Raw genomic sequence first — 21,718 nt, 5'->3', positions numbered from 1 at the left:
TGCAGAAACCCTTTAAAACAGGCATGGAATAGGCGCCGCGCCTTGATACGCCGCCCGTCAAACAAGAGGAGAATAAGATGTCTGCATTTCGTTTCCGTTTTTCCGCATTCGCTCTTGCCGCAATGCTGCTGGCCGCCTGCGGAGACCAGTCGAAGAACAGCAAACCGCAAACGCTCGAAGCGGCTGCCGAAAGCAGGGTGACACGCAATAACGTAACCGAACCGCAATCGCTCGACCCGCATCAGATTACCGGTGCGCCCGAAATCAATATCGTGCGCGACCTGCTGGAAGGTTTGGTAGAAACCGATGAAAAAGGTGCGGTTATTCCCGCAGCAGCCGAATCGTGGAACAGCAGCGACAATAAAGTGTGGACGTTCAAGCTGCGCCCCGATGCCAAATGGAGCAACGGCGACCCTGTAACCGCCGAAGATTTCGTATATAGCTGGCAGCGTTTGGTTGACCCCAAAACCGCCTCTCAATACGCTTCTTATCTGCAAGCGGCCAAAGTGGCCAATATCGACGACATTCTGGCCGGTAAAAAATCTCCCGATACATTAGGCGTGAAAGCCCTTGATCCGCACACATTGGAAGTTACCCTTACCGCTGCCGTGCCTTATTTTCCGCAAATGCTCTACCACGCCGCCACCAAGCCGGTGCACCGTGCCACCGTGGAAAAACACGGTATCAAATGGACGCAGCCCGAAAATTTTGTCGGCAATGGGCCGTATCTGATGAAAAAATGGGTGGTGAACGAACGTATCGAACTTGAGAAAAACCCCCAATACCGCGATGCAGCCAACGTTAAAATCAACCAAGTCGTTTTTCTGCCCATCGGCTCGCAAACCGATGACGTTGCCCGCTACGAAGCCGGCGAGGTTGATATTACCGATGCTCTGCCGCCCGAAATGTACGGCAAGCTGCAAGAAAAATACCCCAACGAACTCAAACGCAGCCCGTATCTGTGTACCTACTATTTTGAAATCAACAACCAAAAAGCCCCGTTTAACGACGTGCGGGTGCGTAAAGCACTGTCTTTGGCTCTAGACCGCGACACCATCGCCGCCAAAGTGCTGGGGCGCGGCGAAGAACCGGCCTATAACCTGACCCGCGTGGGCACGGCGGGTTTTACTCCCTATCAGCCGGAATGGGTTAAGCTCGACTATGCCGCCAGAGTTGCTGAAGCCAAAAAACTGCTGGCCGAAGCCGGATACGGCGAAAGCAAACCGCTCACATTCAATTTCCTTTACAACACTTCCGAGCAGCATAAAAAAATCGCCGTGGCCGCCGCATCTATGTGGCAGGAAGCGTTGGGACATGTGAAAGTGAACCTCGAAAACCAAGAATGGAAAACCTATCTCGACAGCCGCCGCAGCGGCAACTATCAAATCGCCCGCGCATCATGGTGCGGCGACTACAACGAGCCTTCCACATTCTTAAACACCCTGCAATCGGCCAACAGCAGCAACCGTGCCTTCTATAAAAACGCCGACTACGACGCGCTGCTTGCCCAAACCCTTAACGCCGATGTCGATGCCCAAGCCCGCAGCAATCTCTATACGCAGGCCGAAGCACTGATCGATAAAGACACGGCGGTTATCCCCGTTTACGGCTATGTAAATTCGCGTTTGGTTAAAGCGCGCATCGGCGGCTATTCAAACGAAGACGTATTGAACGAACTGCCCAGCAAACGCCTGTTTGTTAAAAACTGAGCGGGTTGACATGCAAAGGCTGTCTGAAAGCAAACCGGTTTTCAGACGGCCTTCGGTGTTTTGGGGGAGCAAGATAAACCGAGACACTCGTTAAGTCTGCCAGATGCGGTATAGTCAATCCACTTAAGTTTCACAACAAAACCGTCATACTCGGGTCAAGCCCGAGTATGACGGACGTACTATTTTTAAGTTGATGCACTATATCTTTGCATATCTTTCACATCCATGTACCGGCTCTTACCCACTTTGCTCCTAAGATAAGGCAAATATTAAAAATATCCTGAATAAGCAATAAATTACGCTTGTCAAAGCCTATGCGCACACACCAAGCACGCACCTGAGACCTTTGCAAAACCGACACATAGGAGCGCAAGCCGTATGCTGGCCAAACAAACCCGACATATCCGCGATGTGCTGGCACTTGTCTATGGCGACGGATTGTCCCATCCCCATATCGACCTGGGCATCGCCGCCTCATGGCAACGCTGCGTGCACCGGCACGGCCTTGACCCCGAACAACTGTGCGAAGCCATCATCCTGCCCCATCATGATTTGGTCGAACATCTCGATGCCATGGACAACCTGACCGCGGTCGCCCGCCACGGCATGCAGGTGTTGTGGCAGCAAATCCGCGACATGGGCTATGTGGTCTTGCTGGCAGACGAACACGGCGTGGTGGTGGAAGCGTTCGGATTCGAGCGGCAAAAAACCGAGTTGAGCCGCGCAGGATTGCATTTGGGCGCACTTTGGCGCGAACACACCAACGGCACCAGTGCGGTCGGCATGGTGCTGGCAACGGGCGATGCTTCGATAGTCCACCGTGCCGACCACTTCGATGCCACCCATATCGGCCTCACCTGCACCGCTGCGCCCGTGTTCGATTCGCATAACCGCCTGCGTGCCGTGCTTGATGTGTCTGCACTCACTCCACCTTCGGCCAAGCACAGCCAATATTGGGTATTGCAGCTGGTGCGCCATTTCGCCGGTTTGGTGGAAACGGCGGCTCTGTTGCAGGCGCACCGCCGCCATTGGATTGTGCGGCTCGGCCATGCCGCCGAGTTTTTAAATGTTTCGCCCGAATTTCTGATTGCCGTGGATGACGACGGCAAAATCAGCGGTGCCAACCATGCCTTTCACGAATGGGCGGCAGCGCATTTGGATATTCCTGTCGGGCAGCTTATCGGCAGGCTGTTCGATTTACTCTCCGACACCGGCCTGACTGCCGTTTACTCCGCTTCAGGCGGCCACACCGCCCTGACGCTAGGCGGCAACCGCCTGTTTGCCGCAGCTTCCGCCCCCATCTGCCGACCCGTGCCCGCCTCTGCGCGCGAGCCGGAACTGCCTGACGCACTTGCCGCCTTATACAGCCCGCAAAGCCGTTACCGCCGAAGTTTGCAGCGTATTGCCGCTTTGGCAGACACGCCCGTGCCGATACTGATTAACGGCGAAACCGGTTCGGGCAAAGAATTTCTCGCCCGAGCCATCCACCGCTCAAGCAGCCGCGCCGACAAGCCTTTTATCGCGGTCAACTGCGCGGCGATTCCTGAAAACTTGATTGAAAGCGAGCTTTACGGGTACGCACCGCACAGTTTTTCAGGCGCCGACCGCAAAGGCAAAATCGGTTTGATTCAGGCGGCCGACGGCGGCACGCTGTTTCTCGACGAAATCGGCGACATGCCGCTTTATCTGCAATCGCGGCTGCTGCGCGTATTGTCCGAGCGGGAAGTGGTGCCGGTGGGCAGCGTGTGTGCCGTCAAAGTGGATATCCGCGTGATTTCGGCAACCCATGCCGATGTGCAGGAACGGATTGCCTGCGGCAAATTCCGCGAAGATTTGTATTACCGCCTCAACAGCACCCACGTGCAGCTGCCGCGCTTACGCGAACGCGATGATTTCGATTACATCATGCGCATGATTTTGGAACGTGCCGCCGAAAAAACCGGCCGCCCGCCCAAAGCCTTGTCTGCCCGCACGCTCGATACCCTCCGCGCCTACGATTGGCCCGGCAACCTGCGCCAACTGGCCGCTGTGCTTGAAGTGGCTTTGCTCACTTCACTTGGCACGCGCATCGAATACGATGATTTGCCGGACTACATCAAAACCGCCGCCCGCCCGTTTTTCCATGAATCGCCTGTTATTGCTGCACAGCACCGACCGGCGGAAAAATCGGTTTTAAACCGCGCCGACAGTTTGCAAGCCGCATTGCTGAATCATCAGGGCAATGTTTCCGCTCTGGCCAAACACCTCGGTGTCAGCCGCATGACGGTGTACCGTTATTTGAAAAAATACGGTTTGGATCGCTGACAGCTATTATCGCGTAAGACTTAATAATAAAGGCCGTCTGAAAGCGAGTTTACGAGCTTCGCTTTCAGACGGCCTTTATGTATACTTCGGCAGAAGGTTTATTCGGCAGCGGCCAAAGCCTGTTCCAAATCGGCCAGCAAGTCGTCGATATGTTCGATGCCGACAGACAAGCGCACCATGTCTTCGCTCACGCCTGCTTGTGCCAATTCTTCGGCATTAAGCTGGCGGTGGGTGGTGCTGGCGGGGTGGGTGGCCAATGATTTGGCGTCTCCGATGTTGACCAAGCGGGTGAACAGTTGCAGCGCGTCGATAAACTTGCCGCCGGCTTCGATGCCGCCTTTGATGCCGAAGCTGAGCAGGCCGGAGGCTTTGCCGGCGAAGTCGCGCTCAATCAGGGCTTTGTAGGGGCTGTCGGCCAAGCCGGGGTAGTTTACCCAGCTCACCTGCGGGTGTTTTTGCAGAAATTCCGCCACTTTCAGCGCGTTGTCGCTGTGCCGTTCCATGCGCAGGGCAAGGGTTTCGAGACCTTGCAGGATTAAGAAGACGTTCATCGGGCTGATGGCGGCGCCGGTGTTGCGCAGCGGCACGACGCGGGCGCGGGCGATGAATGCGGCGGGGCCGAAGTGTTCGCTGTAATTGACGCCGTGGTAAGACACGTCGGGCGTGGTTAATACTTTGAAGCGGCTGCCTTTGGTCCAGTCGAATTTGCCGCCGTCGATAATCGCGCCGCCGATGCTGGTGCCGTGGCCGCCGATGTATTTGGTGAGGGATTCCACCACGATGTCGGCGCCCAGCTCAATCGGGCGGCACAAGGCGGGCGAAGCGACGGTGTTGTCCACTACTAAAGGCAAACCTTGCGCGTGTGCGGCTTCGGCGAAGGCGCGCAGGTCAACCACGTTGATGGCGGGGTTGCCGATGCTTTCGCAGTAAACCAGTTTGGTGCGCGCATCGGTGTTGGCGGCGATTTCTTCGGGCTTGGCCGGGTCGATAAAGCGCACTTCGATGCCTTGTTTGGGCAAGGTGTGGGCAAACAGGTTGAAGGTGCCGCCGTAAAGGGTTTTGGTGGCGATGATGTTGTCGCCCGCTTCGGCGATGGTTTGGATGGCGTAGGTAATCGCCGCCATGCCGCTGGCCACGCACAATGCGGCGATACCGCCTTCAATCGCCGCCAAACGCTCTTCCAAAACGGCGGTGGTGGGGTTCATGATGCGGGTGTAGATGTTGCCGGCCACATTGAGGTTAAACAAATCGGCACCGTGTTGGGTGTTGTCAAACGCATAGCTGGTGGTTTGGTAAATCGGCACGGCGGCGGCTTTGGTGGTGGGTTCGGGCTTGTAACCGGCGTGAATGGCTTGAGTTTCGAGTTTCATATTTGCTCCGTTGTGTTGTGCGAGTGCATAAAGTTGCTATTGTACATGATGAAGAATGGCTAAGGCCGTCTGAAAGCGAGCTTGCGAGTTTCGCCAAAGCGAGCGCAGTGAGCTTCGCTAAAACGGGCTTGCGGGTTTCGCTGAAACACAGCGATAAGGGCGGACGTCACATCTGTCACATTTCGAGTGTCACACAGGCTTGGTGTTACTGTCACATCAGGCCGTCTGAAACGTTTTCAAAATCAATCTTTCTTTTAAAATCATTTGGTTACTTTTTAATTTGCTTGTAGGCACGCGGTTTGCTGTGTTGGTAATAACAGCAAGTGCTGCAAGGAGAAACATTATGTCTGCCACCACCCGCGTCGGCATTATTGCCAACCCCGTTTCCGCACGCGATATCCGCCGGATTATTTCCCATGCCGCGGGGCTGTCGCTGGGCGAGCGCGTCAACATGCTGGTACGTATTTTGTCCGCGCTGGCGGCGTGCCGCGTCGATGAAGTGTTGCTGATGCCGGAAATGGAAGGTTTGCGCATGCTGCTGGAGCGGCGGCTGCCGGCAGTGATTAGCGAATTGGATTATCCGCTGCCGCGCCTGCGCTGGGTGGACATGACGGTGAACAACAACACCAATGACTCGGTGGCAGCCGCCGAAATCATGCGTGAAGAAGGTGTGTCGGCCATTTTGGTGCTGGGCGGCGACGGTACGCACCGCGCGGTAGTGAAAGGCTGCGGCCGCGTTCCCATCGCAGGTATTTCCACCGGCACCAACAATGCGTTTCCGCCGATACGCGAATTTGAAGAGCGGCTGCATATCGACTTCTCGCGCGGCGACATACCCGGCTTCGTGCATCTGTATGCCGGCGAAGAGGCCACCGGCGTGGGCGTGATTTTCCACCTGAACGACGACGACCGCATCGCCAGCACCCACCGCGGCCACGGCCACTGCATCGCCAAAGGCGTGGACATGATCGGCATGATGAAAGAAATCTACGGCAAACGCGACGGGCTTTGCAAAGGCAAAGGCGGCTCGATGCACATTGCCGATTTGTCGAAAGGCATGATGGGCGCCAACGGTATTGTCGGTGCCGGTGCGCCGCTGGCCTGCGGTGCTGCGCTGGCCGCCAAATTTCAGGGCAAAGGCGGCGTGGCCGTTACCTTCTGCGGCGACGGCGCAGCCAATCAAGGCACGGTGCTGGAAAGCCTGAACTTAGCGGCCATTTGGAATCTGCCGGTGATTTTCGTGATTGAAAACAACGGCTACGCCGAATCTACTTCACGCGACTACGGTACCGCTGCCAACAGTTTCGCCGACCGCGGCGTCGGTTTCGGCATCTCCGGCGTGGTGGTGGACGGCAACGACTTCTTCGCCGTGTACGAAGCCGCCGGCGAAGTGATCCGCCGCGCCCGCAACGGCGGCGGCCCCGCGCTGCTGGAATGCAAAACCAACCGTTTCTTCGGCCACTTTGAAGGCGACGCGCAAACCTACCGCCCTAAAGGCGAAGTGGACAACCTGCGCGCCAACCACGACTGCCTGAAAATCTTCCGCCGCCGCGTAACCGAAGCAGGCGTACTTACCGATGCCGAACTCGATGCCGTCGACTAAGAAGTGCATGAGCTAATCGAACGCTCGGTACAAGAAGCCAAAGCTGCACCTGCGCCGAATCCGGAAGATTTGCTGACAGATGTTTATGTAAGCTATTGAAAACGATAAAAACAGGAGAAACAGATTATGTCCCGCCAATTAACCATGAAATTAGCGATTAACGAAGCTATCGACCAAGAAATGAGCCGCGACCCCACCGTGATTATGATGGGTGAAGACATTGTCGGCGGTGCAGGCGCCAGCGGCGAACGCGACGCTTGGGGCGGCGTACTCGGCCTATCCAAAGGGCTGTATGCCAAACACGGCGACCGCCTTATCGACACGCCGCTTTCCGAAGCCGCCTATGTCGGTGCAGCCATCGGCGCCGCTACCTGCGGCCTGCGTCCGATTGCCGAATTGATGTTTATCGACTTTATGGGCGTGTGCTTCGACCAAATCCTTAACCAAGCTGCCAAGTTCCGCTATATGTTCGGCGGCAAAGCCGAAACGCCCGTCGTGATCCGCGCCATGGTCGGCGGCGGTTTCAGCGCAGCGGCGCAGCACAGCCAAATGCTCACGCCCATGTTTACTCATGTGCCGGGTTTGAAAGTCGTGTGTCCGTCCAACCCCTATGATGCAAAAGGGCTGCTGGTGCAGTCTATCCGCGACAACGACCCCGTGATTTTCTGCGAACACAAAAGCCTGTATGCCGTTAAAGGCGACGTGCCGGAAGAGCTGTATGCCATTCCCTTCGGCCAAGCCAACATCGTGCGCGAAGGTAAAGATGTAACCTTAGTTGCTTACGGCATGATGGTTCAGCGCAGTATCGACGCCGCCAAAACGCTGGAAAAAGAAGGCATCGAGGCAGAAGTCATCGACTTGCGTACCCTTTCGCCGCTCGATATCGACACCGTATTGAAATCGGTGGAAAAAACCGGCCGCTTAGTGGTGGTGGACGAAGCCAGCCCCCGTTGCAATATCGCCACCGACATTTCCGCCCAAGTGTGCCAGAAAATATTCGGCGCACTCAAAGCAGGCATCGAAATGGTGTCGCCGCCGCACACGCCCGTGCCGTTTTCCAACGTGCTGGAAAAACTCTACCTGCCCGGCGGCAAGCAAATCGCCGAAGCCGTTCGCAAAACATTAGGAAAGGTTGAGGCCGTCTGAAAGCGAATGTGGAGAGCTTCGCCAAAGCGGGCTTGTCAGTTTTGCCAAAACACCGGCAAACTGCCCGACAAAAGGCGGGCAAAAACGCCCGCCTTTTGAAACCATAACAGCCCTCTCTGAAACGTTTTCAGACGGCATTCACAATAAACAAAGGAGACAACCATGAGTAACATCAAACCCGTCATCATCCCCAAATGGGGTCTGACCATGGAAGAAGGCACCATCAACGAATGGCTGATTGAAGTCGGCACACCCGTGAGCGTCGGCATGGAAATCCTCAACATCGACACCGACAAACTCACCAACGCCGTCGAAGCCACCGACTCAGGCATATTGCGGCGCATCCTCCACGGCGCAGGCGAAACCCTGCCGGTGAAAACCCTGATCGGCATCCTCGCCGATGCCGACACCCCCGAAGCCGACATCGACGCCTTTATCGCCAACTGGGTGCCGCCGTCTGCCGACGAAGTGGATGAATAAGGCCGGTTTCACGCAAATACATCATTACAGCCTGAAGCCCGACAACCGCATCCCCCGCTTCGAGTGGGGGATGAATAGAAAACCACAGGCTCACTTTACCAAGCAGGCCATCCGCTTTTTCAGACGGCCTGTTTCAACAAGCAAAGATATTGTTCAAATCAGTATTGGAAAACAAGGAGAAACACCATGCCCCAACAAAAAACCGCAGTCATTACCGGCTCTGCCGACGGTCTGGGCAAAGGCATTGCCGAACGCCTTGCCCGAGACGGCTTTAATATCGTCTTATCCGATATCGACGGCAATAAACTCGCCCAAACCGAGCAAGCGTTCAAAAACCGTAATCAGCCCGTTGCTTCGTTCAAAGGCGACGTGTCGAAACGGGCAGATCAGTTTGCACTCGTCCAACATGCCGTCGATACTTTCGGGCAGGTTGACGTGTTTATCAACAACGCCGGCATTGAAGAAGTGTTGCCGCTGCTGGACGTTACCGAAGCCGATTTCGACCGCGTGTTCAACATCAACGTCAAAGGCGTGCTCTACGGTATGCAGGCCGCAGCGGAACAAATGAAAAAGCAAGACAGCAGCCGCGTGTATAAAATCATCAACGCATGCAGCATCGCCGGTCACGAATCATTCGACCTCTTGGGCGTGTATTGCGCCAGCAAATTCTCCGTGCGCGCCCTCACCATCGCCGCCGCCAAAGAACTGGCCAAACACAACATCACGGTCAACGGCTACTGCCCCGGTGTTGCCGGCACCAAAATGTGGGACCGCATCGACGCCGAAATGGGCAAGCACCTCGGCCTCAAGCCCGGTGAGGCATTTGAAAAATTCTCGGCAGGCATCCTGATGGGGCGCACACAAGTACCTGAAGATGTCGCCTCGCTGGTACATTATCTGGCTTCGGAAGATTCCGACTACATGACCGGCCAATCCCTGATTATCGATGGCGGCATGGTGTTCCGTTAATACAGAAAGAGGCCGTCTGAAACGCAATATAGTTCAGACGGCCTTATCTTTTTCTTTTACTATCTAAACCTTACCCACCCCGCCGGAGCTTCGCCCATGCCGCTGATTCCGCCCTGTGTGTTTTACCCCGAACAACGCTTCGATCTTTCCGCCCACAGCTGGGCCGACAACGAACGCGCTTTGTTGGCGGCCGTCGGCGGGCCGTCTGAAAGCATGGCGCTGATACACGAAGGCGGCGACGGCATCGTTGTGCCGCGCAGTTATCAGCAAGGGCGGCCGAATTTTCAGACGGCCTGCGAAACTTTGGCCGGCGAAGGCTTGGCCGTACATGTGCGCCTGTCGGGCGGCGGCGTGGTGCCGCAGGCTGCAGGGGTGATCAACCTGCATTTAGGCTACACCGCCGACACACCCAATCCCTTACCGGCTGCGGAAGCGCATTATCAAGCTTTGTGCGGCCTGCTCTCGGAATTACTGCGCCACTTCGGCATCGCCGCTACCGCCCAAGCCGTAGAGGGTTCGTTTTGCGACGGACGCTTCAACCTTGCCGTCAACGGCCGCAAAATTGCCGGAACCGCCCAACATTGGCAACGCGACAAAAGCGCGGAAAACCGCTACCGCGTCCTTTCCCACGCCGTTATCCTCGCCGCCGACCCGCATTTGCTTACCGACCGCGCCAACCGTTTTGAAGCGGCTATCGGCAGCACCGTCCGCTACCGAGCCGATAAAACCGCGTCGGTTTGCGGTTTATCTGGTGCAAATGCTGCCGAAGTTGCCGACCGGTTGCGCCGTTTGCTCAGGCCGTCTGAAAACAGCCGGTGCGGTTGAGCATGTTCAGGCAAATTTTGTTCTGATTTTGGAATACCCCAGCGCACACAAAAACAGTGCCGCTTGCAACAAAATAATCACCGGCCCGGTGGCGGCATCGAGATGGTAGCTCAGTATCGTGCCGGCCAAACCGGTAATCACAGAGCATACTACCACGATAATCATCATGCGGTCGAAACGGTGGGTCAGCAGCGAAGCGGTAATGCCGGGAGAAATCAGCATGGCTATCACCAGCACCACGCCCGCAACCTGTATCGCGCTGATAATGGTTAACGCCAGCAGAATCAGCAGCCCGTAGTGGAGCAGCTGCGGCGGCAAACCGACAATCCGCGCCTGCACGGGGTCAAAGCAGTAGAGCATCAAATCCCTTCTCTTCAACATCACCACCGCAAAAACGAGGGCGCAGATAATCAGCGTGCGGATCAACTCTTCATAGCTCACGCCGAGAATGTTGCCGAACAAAATATGCGTGAGGTGTTGGTCGGTTTCCACTTTGGTAAACAGCACCAAGCCGAAAGCAAACATGCCCGAAAACACGATGCCCATCACCGTATCTTCTTTCAGACGGCTGTTGTTTTTCAGATAGCCCACTCCCACGGCGCAGGCCAGCCCGGAAACGAATGCGCCCGCCACCAAAGGGATGCCGGTTACAAAGGCAACGATGATGCCGGGCAATACGGCATGGGAAATGGCATCGCCCATCAGCGACCAGCCTTTCAGCACCAGATAGCACGATAAGATGCCGCACACCACCGACACAATCAGCGCGGTCAGCAGCGCGTATTGCATAAACGGAAAACTCAGCGGTTCGACAAACCAGTTGATGATGTCAGCCATGGCCGGTTTCTCCTTGCAGCGCCGCAGTTTGTTTCTGTTTCAACAAGCCGTATTTGGGCGCGAAGATAAAGGCCAGCAGAAACAACGCCGTTTGCAGGCAAACGATGATGCCGCCGGTGGCTCCGTCGAGAAAATAGCTGGCATACGCGCCGATTCCGCCGGTCAAAAAGCCCAATGCCACGGCAATGCCCACCAGTTTGTTGAATTTATCGGTGAGCAGATAGGCGGTGGCACCCGGCGTAATCACCATGGCGATTACCAACACCGCACCCACGGTTTGCAGGGCGGCTACCACGCAGGCACTGAGCAGGGTGAAAAAGAGAATTTTATAACGCAGCGGCGACAAACCCACGGCCACCGCCTGAGTTTCGTCGAAAAACACCAGCAGCAGGTTCTTCCAAAACAGCAATAAAAAAGCCAAACACACCGCCATAATGATGCCTACTTGAAAAACGTCTTCGTCGGCAATGCCCAAAATATTGCCCAACACGATTTCCTCTACATTCACGGCAGTAGGGTTGATGGAAACGATAAACAGGCCGAGGGCGAAAAAGGTGGTGAAAATAAAGCCGATGATGGCATCTTCTTTCAATTTGCTTACCGCTTTAATCCACAAAATCGCCAATGCCGCCAAGATGCCCGAAATAAAAGCACCCACCGAATAAGGCAGCGAAAGCGAATAAGTGATGGCCACGCCCGGCACCACCGAGTGCGACAAGGCATCGCCGATCAACGACCAGCCTTTGAGCATCAGATAAGCCGACAAAAACGCACATATCCCGCCCACGGCAGCACTGATCACAACGGCTTTCACCATATATTCGTAAGCGAGCGGCTCCAGTAACACATCCAGCATAATCAACGCTCCCCGCCGTTTTCCGTTTGCTCCTGCACGGTTTCTTCCTCACAGTTGCAGCCGCATTTTGCGATGGATGCGGGCGGGTCGATTTTGGTTTCGCCGTAAAACACCGCAGGCCGTTCGTCGTCGGTCAGCACCGTAACGGCGCGTTTGTCTTCATCGTCGTGCAAATCGCTGCCGGCCAGTTTGAAGTGGCGCAGCACGCCGCCGAATGCGACTTCGAGATTGTGCTGGTTGAACGTGGATTCGGTAGAACCGGCCGCCAATACGGTGCGGTTGATCATCACCACGCGGTCGCAAAAGTCGGGCACAACGCCCAGATTGTGTGTAGAAACCAAAATCAGACGGCCTTCGGCACGCAACTGCCCCAGAAGATCCATAATCATGTTTTCGGTTTTCACGTCCACGCCTGTAAACGGCTCGTCGAGCAGAATCACTCTGCTTTCCTGGGCCAATGCGCGGGCGAGAAACACGCGCTTTTTCTGGCCGCCGGAAAGCTCGCCGATTTGCCGTTCGGCAAGATGGGCGATATCGACGCGTTCCATGGCCGTCTGAACTTTCTGTTTGTCGGTTTTACTCGGAATACGCAGAAAATTCATGTAGCCGTAACGGCCCTGCATCACCACATCGTAAACCGAAACGGGAAACTGCCAGTCCACTTCTTCGCTTTGCGGCACATAAGAAACCAGATTGCTTTTCAAAGCCTGCGCGATGGGCAGCCCGCACAGGCGGATATCGCCCTTGCGCGGCTTGAGCAAACCCATCAGGCTTTTAAACAATGTGGACTTGCCGCTGCCGTTCACACCGACCAGCGCACAGGTCATGCCGCCTTCCAAATCCAGCGAAAAATCATAAATGGCCGTGTGGCCGTTGTTGTAGCGCACGGTAACATCTTCGACACGAATCGAAGCAGCAGCGGGGGACATCATTATTTTCCAAATCCTTTAACAATCGTTGATACCGTTGTATTCAGCAGGTCGGTATAAGTGGGCACGGGGCCGTTTTTGGCGGAAAGCGAATCCACATAGAGCACGCCGCCGTATTTGGCACCGGTTTCTTTCGCCACCTGCTTCATCGGCTTGGGCGAAATGGTGCTTTCGCTGAACACCACCGGAATTTTGTTTTTGCGCACCACATCAATCACTTTGCGCACCTGTTGCGGCGTGCCTTGCTGTTCGGCATTAATCGGCCACAGGTAAACTTCTTTGAAACCGTAGTCTTTCGCCAGATAGCTGAACGCGCCTTCGCTGCTCACCAAGAAACGCTGGTTTTGCGGCACCTGCATCAGCTTGGTGCGCAAAGGTTTGTCGAGCTGCTTGATTTTGTTGCTGTATGCCACCGCATTTTTGGTATAAACCGCCGCGTTTTTCGGGTCGTATTTCACCAGCGCGTTTTTAATGTTTTCGATGTACACCAACGCATTGCTGGTCGACATCCAAGCATGGGGGTTGGGCATGCCTTTGTAAGGGCCTTCGTGAATCGACATCGGGGTGATGCCTTTGGTAACCACCACCGCCGGTTTGTTTTTCACATTTTGGAAGAAGCGTTCAAACCAGCGTTCGAGATTCATGCCGTTCCACAGCACCAAATCGGCCGACTGCGCTTTGGCAATATCTTGCGGTGTGGGTTGGTAATCGTGAATTTCCGCTCCCGGCTTGGTAATCGATTCCACCGTTGCCGCATCGCCGGCCACGTTTTGGGCGATGTCCTGAATCACGGTAAAAGTGGTAACCACTTTAAATTTTGCGTAAGCGGGCGATGCCGAAAAAGCGGCCAAAACCAAACATGCAGTGGTTAAAAAACGGCGCATAATACATTCTCCTGATATAGATATGACATAAATTAAAGTGAAGCGGCAGCTGTGTTTGCCGGCCGGTTATACTATCAATAATGAGAACTATTTTCAATAATAGTATAGGATATAAGGATACCCGATTGAGAAAGGCTATTGCAAGACCGATGAAGCGTTTGCAAAATCCCCATTTGCGGCTTGCTGCCTTGAATTAAACAAGAGCGGATTGACTGTAAGTTATATTCCCATACCGCTTGAGGCCGTCTGAAAAACACCCGCATGCTTTTTCAGACGGCCTTAAACGTTTGAGCAGCTTCGCCGTTTTTTTATAGTGAACCCACTTCACTTTTACTGCGAACGTTGCCGTGTTTTCGCTCCAAGAGAACGCTGGTGTAAGCCGTTTGCACACTCCGCGGTTTGCTGCTTTGAATTAAAAATTAAGTGAATTAACGATACGCAAGGTCTCTGAGGGAGAACGCCCGCAACAATAAGTGCTTAAGCCGTTATTCTCCATACCGAAAAAAGCGCGCAGGGTTATAATCCTTTTATTTGAATATACAAAGGAACCCGCCATGCAATTCTCAGCCTTCGGCCAACAATTCACCCGCAACAGCGGCATTCTGCAATTAATGGACGACTTGGGCAAAGCGCTCAACAGCGACCGCCCCGTGAATATGCTTGGCGGCGGCAATCCCGCGCGTATCGAAGCCGTTAACCAAACCTATCGGGAAATACTGCAAACGCTGGTCGATAACGACGCTGCCGTGGAGAGCGTGGGCAATTATTCCACACCGCAAGGCGATGCCAAATTGATTGATGCGTTGGTCGGATTTTTCAACCGCGAATACGGCTGGGGCATCAGCGCAGACAATATCGTGCTGACCAACGGTTCGCAAAACGCCTTTTTCTATTTGTTCAACCTGTTCGGCGGCCGTTTCAACGACAACGGCGGCGAAACCGACAAAACCATCCTGCTGCCGCTCGCACCCGAATACATCGGTTATGCCGACGCACATGTCGACGGCAAACATTTCACCGCCGTGCCGCCGCGCATCGAAGCGGTCGAACACGAAGGCGAAAGCGGATTTTTCAAATACCGCGTCGATTTCGACGCGCTGGAAAACCTGCCCGAACTGAAAGCAGGCAAAATCGGTGCCGTCTGCTGCTCGCGCCCCACCAACCCCACCGGCAACGTGTTAACCGACAACGAAATGGCCCGCTTGGACGCACTGGCCCAAGCACACGGTATTCCCTTGATTATCGACAACGCCTACGGCATGCCTTTTCCCAACATTATTTACAGCAAAGCCACGCTGACTTGGCACGACAACATCATCCTCTGCTTCAGTCTCTCCAAAATCGGCCTGCCCGGCGTGCGTACCGGCATCATCGTCGCCAGCCCCGAAGTCGTGAAAGCCGTTACCGCCTTGAACGCAATTGTGAATCTCGCGCCTACCCGCTTCGGTGCCGCCGTCGCCACTCCGCTGCTGCGCGACGGCCGTCTGAAAACCCTCTCCGATACCGTGGTGCAGCCGTTTTACCGCAAGCAGGCCGCCCTTGCCGTGTCGCTATTGAAAAAAGAATTAGGCGGCTATCCGATGAAAATCCACAAACCCGAAGGCGCGATTTTCTTATGGATTTGGTTTGAGGGCCTGCCCGTTTCTTCGCATGAACTCTACGAACGCCTGAAAGCCGCCGGCACGCTGATTATTCCGAGCGAACTGTTTTTCGTGGGCATGGACACCGAAAACTACCGCCACGCCCACGAATGTATCCGCATGAGCATCGCGCAAGACGAAGAAACCTTACGCAAAGGCATCGCCGCCATCGGCGAAACCGTGCGGGCGGTTTATGACGAGGCGCGTTGAGATTTTGCAATGCAGCTTTAACGGATATTGAGAAGCATGAATCAGGCCGTCTGAAAACCCGTTGCAAGGTTTTCAGACGGCCTGATTCATCTTCCCCCAAACCTACCAATTCACCCGCACGGAGCGTCCGCCCAACAAGGTTTCCAGCTTGTCGAAGAGTTCTGCGCTCGGCGTTACCGTCCATTTGGGCGGAATCTTCAAATCGCCGCAGGCAGCGGCGTTGGCGTAGGAAAGGCTGATGGGAATATGGCCGGTGTCGGGGCGGCGGTGGGTGTTCAGCAGCTGTGCCAAAGCGGGGATGTCGTGTTCGGGTTTCAGGCTCAGGCTCAGGCTGCGGGCGTAGCGTTCGCGGGCGGTTTGCAGCGTCATCACTTGGTTGGCGACGATGCGCAGGGTGTCGCCGCCGGTGTAGTCGTCGCGGCTGACTTTGCATTCCATAATCAGCACTTGGTCGGCTTTCAGACGGCCTGCACTTTCTTCGAGCACGTTGCCGGTAATCATCACTTCCACTTGGCCGCTTTGGTCTTCGAGGGTGGCGAAGGCGATTTTGCCGCGCTTGCCCATCATGGTGCGCACGGCGGTGGTAAAGCCGGCCACGCGCACGTTGTCTTGCGGTTTCAGACGGCTCAGGCGGGTGGGGGCGATTTGGCGCACTTCTTGGGCGTAGGGGCCGAAGGGGTGGCCGGATAGGTAGAAGCCGATAACGGTTTTTTCTTCGGCGAGTTTTTCCGATTCGCTCCATGCGGGTGCTGCTTGCAGTTCGATGGCGGCGATGGCATCTTCCATCATGTCGAACAGCCCGCCCTGATTGGCGTTGGCGGCTTTTTGGTCTGCATTGTTCATGGCCAGGTCGATGTTGGCGAGCAGCATGGCGCGGTTGGGCTCGATGCTGTCGAACGCGCCGCCGCGTATCAGGGCTTCGAGGGTGCGGCGGTTCATGTGTTCTTTGCCGACGCGTTCGCAGAAATCGAGCAGCCCGGTGAATTTGCCGCCCTGTTTGCGTGCTTCCATGATGGAGGCTACCGCGCCTTCGCCGGTGCCTTTGATGGCGCCGAGGGCATAGCGGATTTGTTTGCGGTTGTTGGGGGTAAACAGGTAATCCGATTCGTTGATGTCGGGCGGCAGAAATTCGATGCCGTTGGCGCGTGCGTCGTCGTAGAAATGTTTGAGCTGGTCGGTGTTGTCCAACTCGCTCGACATGGTCGCGGCCATGAATTCGGCGGGGTAGTGCGCTTTCAGCCAGGCGGTTTGGTAGGAAATCAGCGCGTAGGCGGCGGCGTGCGATTTGTTGAAGCCGTAGCCGGCGAATTTTTCCATGTAGTCGAAAATTTCGTCGGCTTTTTTGCGGGAAATGGCTTTTTCTTCCGCACCTTTGGCGAAGATTTCGCGGTGTTTCACCATTTCTTCGGGTTTTTTCTTACCCATGGCGCGGCGCAGCAAGTCTGCACCGCCGAGCGAGTAGCCGCCGATCACCTGCGCCGCCTGCATCACCTGCTCTTGGTAAACCATGATGCCGTAAGTCGGCTCCAACACCGGCTCCAGCAGCGGGTGGATGTATTCAAACGCCTGCCCCTTCATGCGGGCGACGAAATCGGGAATGTTGTCCATCGGGCCGGGGCGGTAAAGCGATACGAAGGCGATCAACTCTTCAAATTTGGTGGTGTGCGCCGTTTTCAGCATTTTTTTCATGCCGGTCGATTCAAACTGGAAAACGGCGGTGGTGTTGGCATCGCGGAAAATTTTATAGGCGGCTTGGTCGTCGAGCGGAATGGTGTTGACGTCGATTTCTTCGCCGACGGTGTTTTTAATGTTTTCCTGCGCCATTTCGATAATGGTGAGGTTGCGCAGGCCCAAGAAGTCGAATTTCACCAAGCCCACGTCTTCCACGTCGCCTTTGTCGTACATCGACACGGGCGAGGCCGATTCGTCGGCCTGATACACGGGGCTGAAGTCAGAAATTTTGCCCGGCGCAATCAACACGCCGCCTGCGTGCATGCCCAAGCCGCGCGTGAGGTCTTCCAGCTTTTGCGCCAGCGTCATCAACTCTTCCGCGCCTTCTTCTTCGATCAGCTGGCGGATTTCCGGCTCCATTTCCATCGCTTTTTCAAGGCTCACGGGGCGGTTGGCTTCGAGCGGAATCAGTTTCGACAAGCGGTCGCACAGGCCGAACGGCAATTCCAACACACGGCCCACGTCGCGGATAACGGCTTTGGACGACATGGTGCCGAAGGTAACGATTTGGCTCACGGCATCGGCACCGTATTTTTTGCGCACATATTCAATCACGCGGCCGCGGTTGCTTTGGCAGAAGTCGATATCGAAGTCGGGCATGGAAACGCGCTCGGGGTTTAAGAACCGCTCGAACAGCAGCGCGTATTTCAGCGGGTCGAGGTCGGTGATTTTCAGCGCGTAGGCCACAAGCGAGCCTGCGCCCGAACCGCGCCCCGGCCCCACCGGGCAGCCGTTGTTTTTCGCCCAGTTGATGAAGTCTTGTACGATGAGGAAGTAGCCCGGAAAGCCCATTTGGATGATGATGCCCAATTCAAAATCCAAGCGCGCCTGATATTCGGGCATTTTTTCGGCGCGTTCCGCTTCGTCGGGGTAAAGCTGCGCCATGCGCTCTTGCAGTCCCTCGTTGGAAAGCTGGGTCAGATAATCGTCGAGCGACATGCCGTCGGGCGTGGGGAACAGCGGCAAAAAGTTTTTGCCCAGCGTGAGCGTGAGGTTGCAGCGTTTGGCGATTTCCACCGTGTTTTGCAGGGCTTCGGGCAGGTCGGCGAACCGCTCGGCCATCACGTCGGGCGATACGAAAAACTGGCTCGGCGTAAATTCTTGCGGGCGTTTTTTATCTGCCAGCACCCAACCGCCGGCAATGCACACCCGCGCTTCGTGGGCTTGGAAATCTTCGCGGTTGAGAAACTGGGTCGGATGGGTGGCGACTACCGGCAAATCCAATGCCGCCGCGATTTCGACGCTGCCGGATACGGAAGCCTCCCATTGCGGGCGTTCGGACAGGCGTTGCAGTTCGAGGTAAAAGGTATTGGGAAACCACGCCGCGTATTTTTGCGCCGCCACTTTGGCTGCATCGGCATGGCCGTTCATCAGGTTTGCGCCCACTTCGCCGTAGTGCGCGCCCGATAAGCAGATAAGGCCGCTGTTGTCGCCTTCTGCCAGCCATGCCTGACGCAGTTCGGCATGATCGACGTTGCGGTCTTTGCCCACATAGGCGGCGGTGAGCAGTTCGCTCAGGCGCAGGTAGCCGCTGTCGTTTTTCACGATGAGCATGGCGCGGAAAGGTTTGTCGGGCGCGGCGGGGTTTTCAATCCACACGTCCGCCGCCGCCACCGGCTTGATGCCTGCGCCGCGGCAGGCTTTGTAGAATTTCACCAAGCCGAACATGTTCATCAAATCGCTCACGCCCAGCGCGGGCAGGCCGTCTGAAACGGCTTTTTTCACGGCATCTTTGATGCGTACCGTGCCGTCGGTAATCGAAAATTCGGTGTGCAGGCGCAGGGGGATGTAGATGGGGCTTGTCATGGCGGGAAAATGTGCGGCGGAAATAAAGGCGTATTGTAGCAGGGTTTGGGGCAAGAATTAGGCCGTCTGAAAAACGGCAAACGGTTTTTCAGACGGCCTGTTACGCTGGTGTGAAGAGCTTAGATTACAGCAGCGGTGTTGGTGTTGTCATCGTTGTAAACGGTGGCGTTGGTGTTTGAGTACACAGCTTTTTCTGCTGTTACACCTACCGAACCGACTGCCGTGGGCGCAGGCACAATGCTGTCGAGCGCGCTGTCTAACGAAGTGTTGGTTTCCAGTAAATCGGTTGCGTTTACATCGTTCCACAAACCCTGTGCGGCATAGGAGACGTCGGAGAAATAGAAGTAAGCAACTGATTCGCCGGCTTGAGATTGGCCTTCAATGGTCAAGGTATCGCCGGTTTCTTTGAGTGTGAGCACCCAATTGCCGTTTTCTTCTTTCAAATCGACATCTTTGAAAGCGACGCCGCCGAGCTTAACGATATTGTTGCCTTCGGTATCGCGGATAACATCGTGTCCGTAACCTTTGGTGAAGAAATAAGTATCATCACCTGCCTGGCCTCTCATCAAGTCGTTGCCGGTACCGCCGTCGATGTAATCGTTACCGATTCCGCCGAAGATGTTGTCGCGGTCGGCACCGCCGTAGAGTTTGTCGTCGCCGATGCCGCCGTCGATGGTGTCTTCGCCGGCATTACCGTAGATGGTGTCGTCGCCGCGGCCGCCGTTCAGTCGGTTGTAGTTGTCGTTACCGGTAATCACGTTGTCGTCGTTGTTGCCGGTGCCGTTGATGCGGGCATCGCCTACCAATGTGATGTTCTCAACATTGTGCGAAGCAGTGTAGCTTACGCTGCTGTAAATGGTATCGTTGCCTTGGCCGGCTTCTTCGATCACGGTGTCGTTTGCGTTATCGACATAGTACACGTCGTCGCCTGCTTGGCCGCGCATCACGTCTTTGCCTTCGCCGCCGTCGAGTACGTCGTTACCCGCGCCGCCGAAGATGTTGTCGCGGTCGGCACCACCGTAGAGTTTGTCGTCGCCGAGACCGCCGTCGATGGTGTCCTCACCGGCCTGACCGTAGATGGTGTCGTTACCGCGGCCGCCGTTCAGTCGGTTGTAGTTGTCGTTACCGATAATCACGTTGTCGTCGTTGTTGCCGGTGCCGTTGATGCGGTCTTTACCGGTTAAGGTAATGTTTTCGACATTGCGCGAAGCGGTGTAGCTTACGCTGCTGTAAATAGTGTCGTTGCCTTCACCGGCAGCTTCGATTACGGTGTCGTTTACGTTGTCAACGTAGTAGATATCGTCGCCCGCTTGGCCGCGCATCACGTCTTTGCCTTCGCCGCCGTCGAGCACGTCGTTACCCGCGCCGCCGAAGATGTTGTCGCGGTCGGCACCGCCGTAGAGGAAGTCGTTACCTTCACCGCCGTCGATGGTGTCTTCGCCGGCATTACCGTAGATAATATCGTTGCCGCGGCCGCCGTTCAGACGGTTGTAGTTGCCGTTGCCGGTAATCACGTTGTTTTCGTTATTGCCGGTGCCGTTGATGCGGGCATCGCCTACCAACGTGATGTTTTCGACATTGCGCGGAGCGGTATAGCTGACGCTGCTGTAAATAGTGTCGTCAGTACCTTGGCCGGCTTCTTCGATTACGGTGTCGTTTACGTTGTCAACGTAGTAGATATCGTCGCCTGCTTGACCGCGCATCACGTCTTTGTCTTCGCCGCCGTCGAGCACGTCATCGCCCGCACCGCCGAAGATGTTGTCGCGGTCGGCACCGCCGTAGAGTTTGTCGTTACCTTCTCCGCCGTCGATGGTGTCTTCACCGGCCTGACCGTAGATGCTGTCGTTGCCGCGACCGCCGTTCAGACGGTTGTAGTTGTCGTTACCGGTAATCACGTTGTCTTCGTTGTTGCCGGTGCCGTTGATGCGGGCATTGCCGGTTAGGGTAAGGTTTTCGACATTGCGCGGGGTGGTGTAGCTGATGCTGCTGTAAACGGTGTCGGTGCCTTCGCCGGCTTTTTCAATCACGGTGTCGCCTGCACCTTTGATGTAGAAGCTGTCGTTGCCCTGACCGCCGTACATGGTGTCCATGCCGGACTGACCGTGAATGGTGTCGTTACCGGCCATACCGTAAATAACGGTTTTGCCGGTGCTGCCGTACAGCACATCGTCTTTGGAAGTACCTTGTACAACCACAGTTTCACCGGCACTACGGGTTGAAGTGTTGGTGTTTTCGCTCATTTCACTCTCCTTTAATATAACACTGCGTTTAACTACGGGGGGTAAACAGTTTGTTTATATTGATGAACTTAGCTTAACAGCGTGTTCATTTATTAATGATGTTATACCCTTTGGTAACAATAATGAATAGCTTATATGTAAATAACCTTATAAATTGTGTGTAAAAAATATTTAAATAT

The 21,718-nt window shown here is 55.4% G+C and carries 15 protein-coding genes; 8 read left to right on the top strand and 7 right to left on the bottom strand.

Features of this window, described 5'->3' with window-relative positions:
• Window positions 1–77 precede the first annotated feature (77 nt).
• On the top strand, window positions 78–1,709 hold the full coding sequence (locus AKG43_RS10160; protein WP_054600446.1) for an ABC transporter substrate-binding protein: 1,632 nt from the start codon (window positions 78–80) through the stop codon (window positions 1,707–1,709).
• A gap of 378 nt (window positions 1,710–2,087) precedes the next feature.
• Window positions 2,088–4,013 carry a sigma-54-dependent Fis family transcriptional regulator gene (locus AKG43_RS10155; RefSeq protein ID WP_054600445.1) on the top strand — a complete coding sequence of 642 codons (1,926 nt, stop codon included), beginning with the start codon at window positions 2,088–2,090 and terminating at the stop codon, window positions 4,011–4,013.
• A gap of 98 nt (window positions 4,014–4,111) precedes the next feature.
• Here AKG43_RS10155 and AKG43_RS10150 read toward each other — a convergent pair whose 3' ends face one another.
• Window positions 4,112–5,383 carry an O-acetylhomoserine aminocarboxypropyltransferase/cysteine synthase family protein gene (locus AKG43_RS10150; protein ID WP_054600444.1) on the bottom strand — a complete coding sequence of 424 codons (1,272 nt, stop codon included), beginning with the start codon at window positions 5,381–5,383 and terminating at the stop codon, window positions 4,112–4,114.
• A gap of 343 nt (window positions 5,384–5,726) precedes the next feature.
• On the opposite strand from AKG43_RS10150, the gene AKG43_RS13605 reads away from it, so the two are divergent.
• The 5 genes from AKG43_RS13605 (at window position 5,727) to AKG43_RS10125 (ending at window position 10,406) form a co-directional block, all read left to right on the top strand.
• Window positions 5,727–6,986, top strand: a complete 1,260-nt coding sequence (locus tag AKG43_RS13605; protein ID WP_304437576.1) for a thiamine pyrophosphate-dependent enzyme — start codon at window positions 5,727–5,729, stop codon at window positions 6,984–6,986.
• A 126-nt stretch (window positions 6,987–7,112) separates the two neighbouring features.
• On the top strand, window positions 7,113–8,132 hold the full coding sequence (locus AKG43_RS10140; protein ID WP_054600443.1) for an alpha-ketoacid dehydrogenase subunit beta: 1,020 nt from the start codon (window positions 7,113–7,115) through the stop codon (window positions 8,130–8,132).
• 162 nt (window positions 8,133–8,294) lie between these two features.
• Window positions 8,295–8,612 (top strand): biotin/lipoyl-containing protein, encoded by a 318-nt coding sequence (locus AKG43_RS10135; protein ID WP_054600442.1) that lies wholly within the window; start codon window positions 8,295–8,297, stop codon window positions 8,610–8,612.
• A gap of 186 nt (window positions 8,613–8,798) precedes the next feature.
• Window positions 8,799–9,581, top strand: coding sequence for an acetoin reductase (locus AKG43_RS10130; protein ID WP_054600441.1), 783 nt, complete (start codon window positions 8,799–8,801; stop codon window positions 9,579–9,581).
• A 96-nt stretch (window positions 9,582–9,677) separates the two neighbouring features.
• The gene (locus tag AKG43_RS10125; protein ID WP_054600440.1) at window positions 9,678–10,406 is read left to right on the top strand and encodes a hypothetical protein; all 729 of its coding nucleotides are present in this window, start codon (window positions 9,678–9,680) and stop codon (window positions 10,404–10,406) included.
• A gap of 6 nt (window positions 10,407–10,412) precedes the next feature.
• Here AKG43_RS10125 and AKG43_RS10120 read toward each other — a convergent pair whose 3' ends face one another.
• Genes AKG43_RS10120 through AKG43_RS10105 form a run of 4 tightly spaced genes read right to left on the bottom strand, consistent with a single transcriptional unit; the run spans window position 10,413 to window position 13,912 of the window.
• The gene (locus tag AKG43_RS10120) at window positions 10,413–11,243 is read right to left on the bottom strand and encodes a metal ABC transporter permease (RefSeq protein ID WP_054600439.1); all 831 of its coding nucleotides are present in this window, start codon (window positions 11,241–11,243) and stop codon (window positions 10,413–10,415) included.
• A complete protein-coding gene (locus AKG43_RS10115; protein ID WP_054600438.1) occupies window positions 11,236–12,099 on the bottom strand; it encodes a metal ABC transporter permease in 864 nt (287 codons plus the stop codon). The genes AKG43_RS10120 and AKG43_RS10115 overlap by 8 nt, the downstream gene beginning before the upstream one ends.
• Window positions 12,100–12,101: 2 nt before the next feature.
• On the bottom strand, window positions 12,102–13,031 hold the full coding sequence (locus tag AKG43_RS10110; RefSeq protein ID WP_004283772.1) for an ATP-binding cassette domain-containing protein: 930 nt from the start codon (window positions 13,029–13,031) through the stop codon (window positions 12,102–12,104).
• Window positions 13,031–13,912 carry a metal ABC transporter substrate-binding protein gene (locus AKG43_RS10105; RefSeq protein WP_054600437.1) on the bottom strand — a complete coding sequence of 294 codons (882 nt, stop codon included), beginning with the start codon at window positions 13,910–13,912 and terminating at the stop codon, window positions 13,031–13,033. Before AKG43_RS10105 ends, AKG43_RS10110 begins: the two co-directional genes overlap by 1 nt.
• A 554-nt stretch (window positions 13,913–14,466) precedes the next feature.
• Between AKG43_RS10105 and AKG43_RS10100 the strand changes: the two genes are divergently transcribed.
• Window positions 14,467–15,762 (top strand): valine--pyruvate transaminase, encoded by a 1,296-nt coding sequence (locus AKG43_RS10100; RefSeq protein ID WP_054600436.1) that lies wholly within the window; start codon window positions 14,467–14,469, stop codon window positions 15,760–15,762.
• Window positions 15,763–15,864: 102 nt separating this feature from the next.
• Here the strand turns inward: AKG43_RS10100 and dnaE are convergent, their stop codons facing one another.
• Window positions 15,865–19,299 (bottom strand): DNA polymerase III subunit alpha, encoded by a 3,435-nt coding sequence (dnaE, locus tag AKG43_RS10095; protein ID WP_054600449.1) that lies wholly within the window; start codon window positions 19,297–19,299, stop codon window positions 15,865–15,867.
• A 119-nt stretch (window positions 19,300–19,418) separates the two neighbouring features.
• Window positions 19,419–21,539 carry a calcium-binding protein gene (locus tag AKG43_RS10090; RefSeq protein ID WP_054600435.1) on the bottom strand — a complete coding sequence of 707 codons (2,121 nt, stop codon included), beginning with the start codon at window positions 21,537–21,539 and terminating at the stop codon, window positions 19,419–19,421.
• Window positions 21,540–21,718 lie beyond the last annotated feature (179 nt).

This window comes from Neisseria sp. 74A18, from assembly GCF_001308005.1.
Classification (GTDB): domain Bacteria; phylum Pseudomonadota; class Gammaproteobacteria; order Burkholderiales; family Neisseriaceae; genus Neisseria; species Neisseria dumasiana.
Note: the sequence above shows the minus strand (reverse complement) of the source record. Positions and strands in the feature narration are given on the sequence as shown.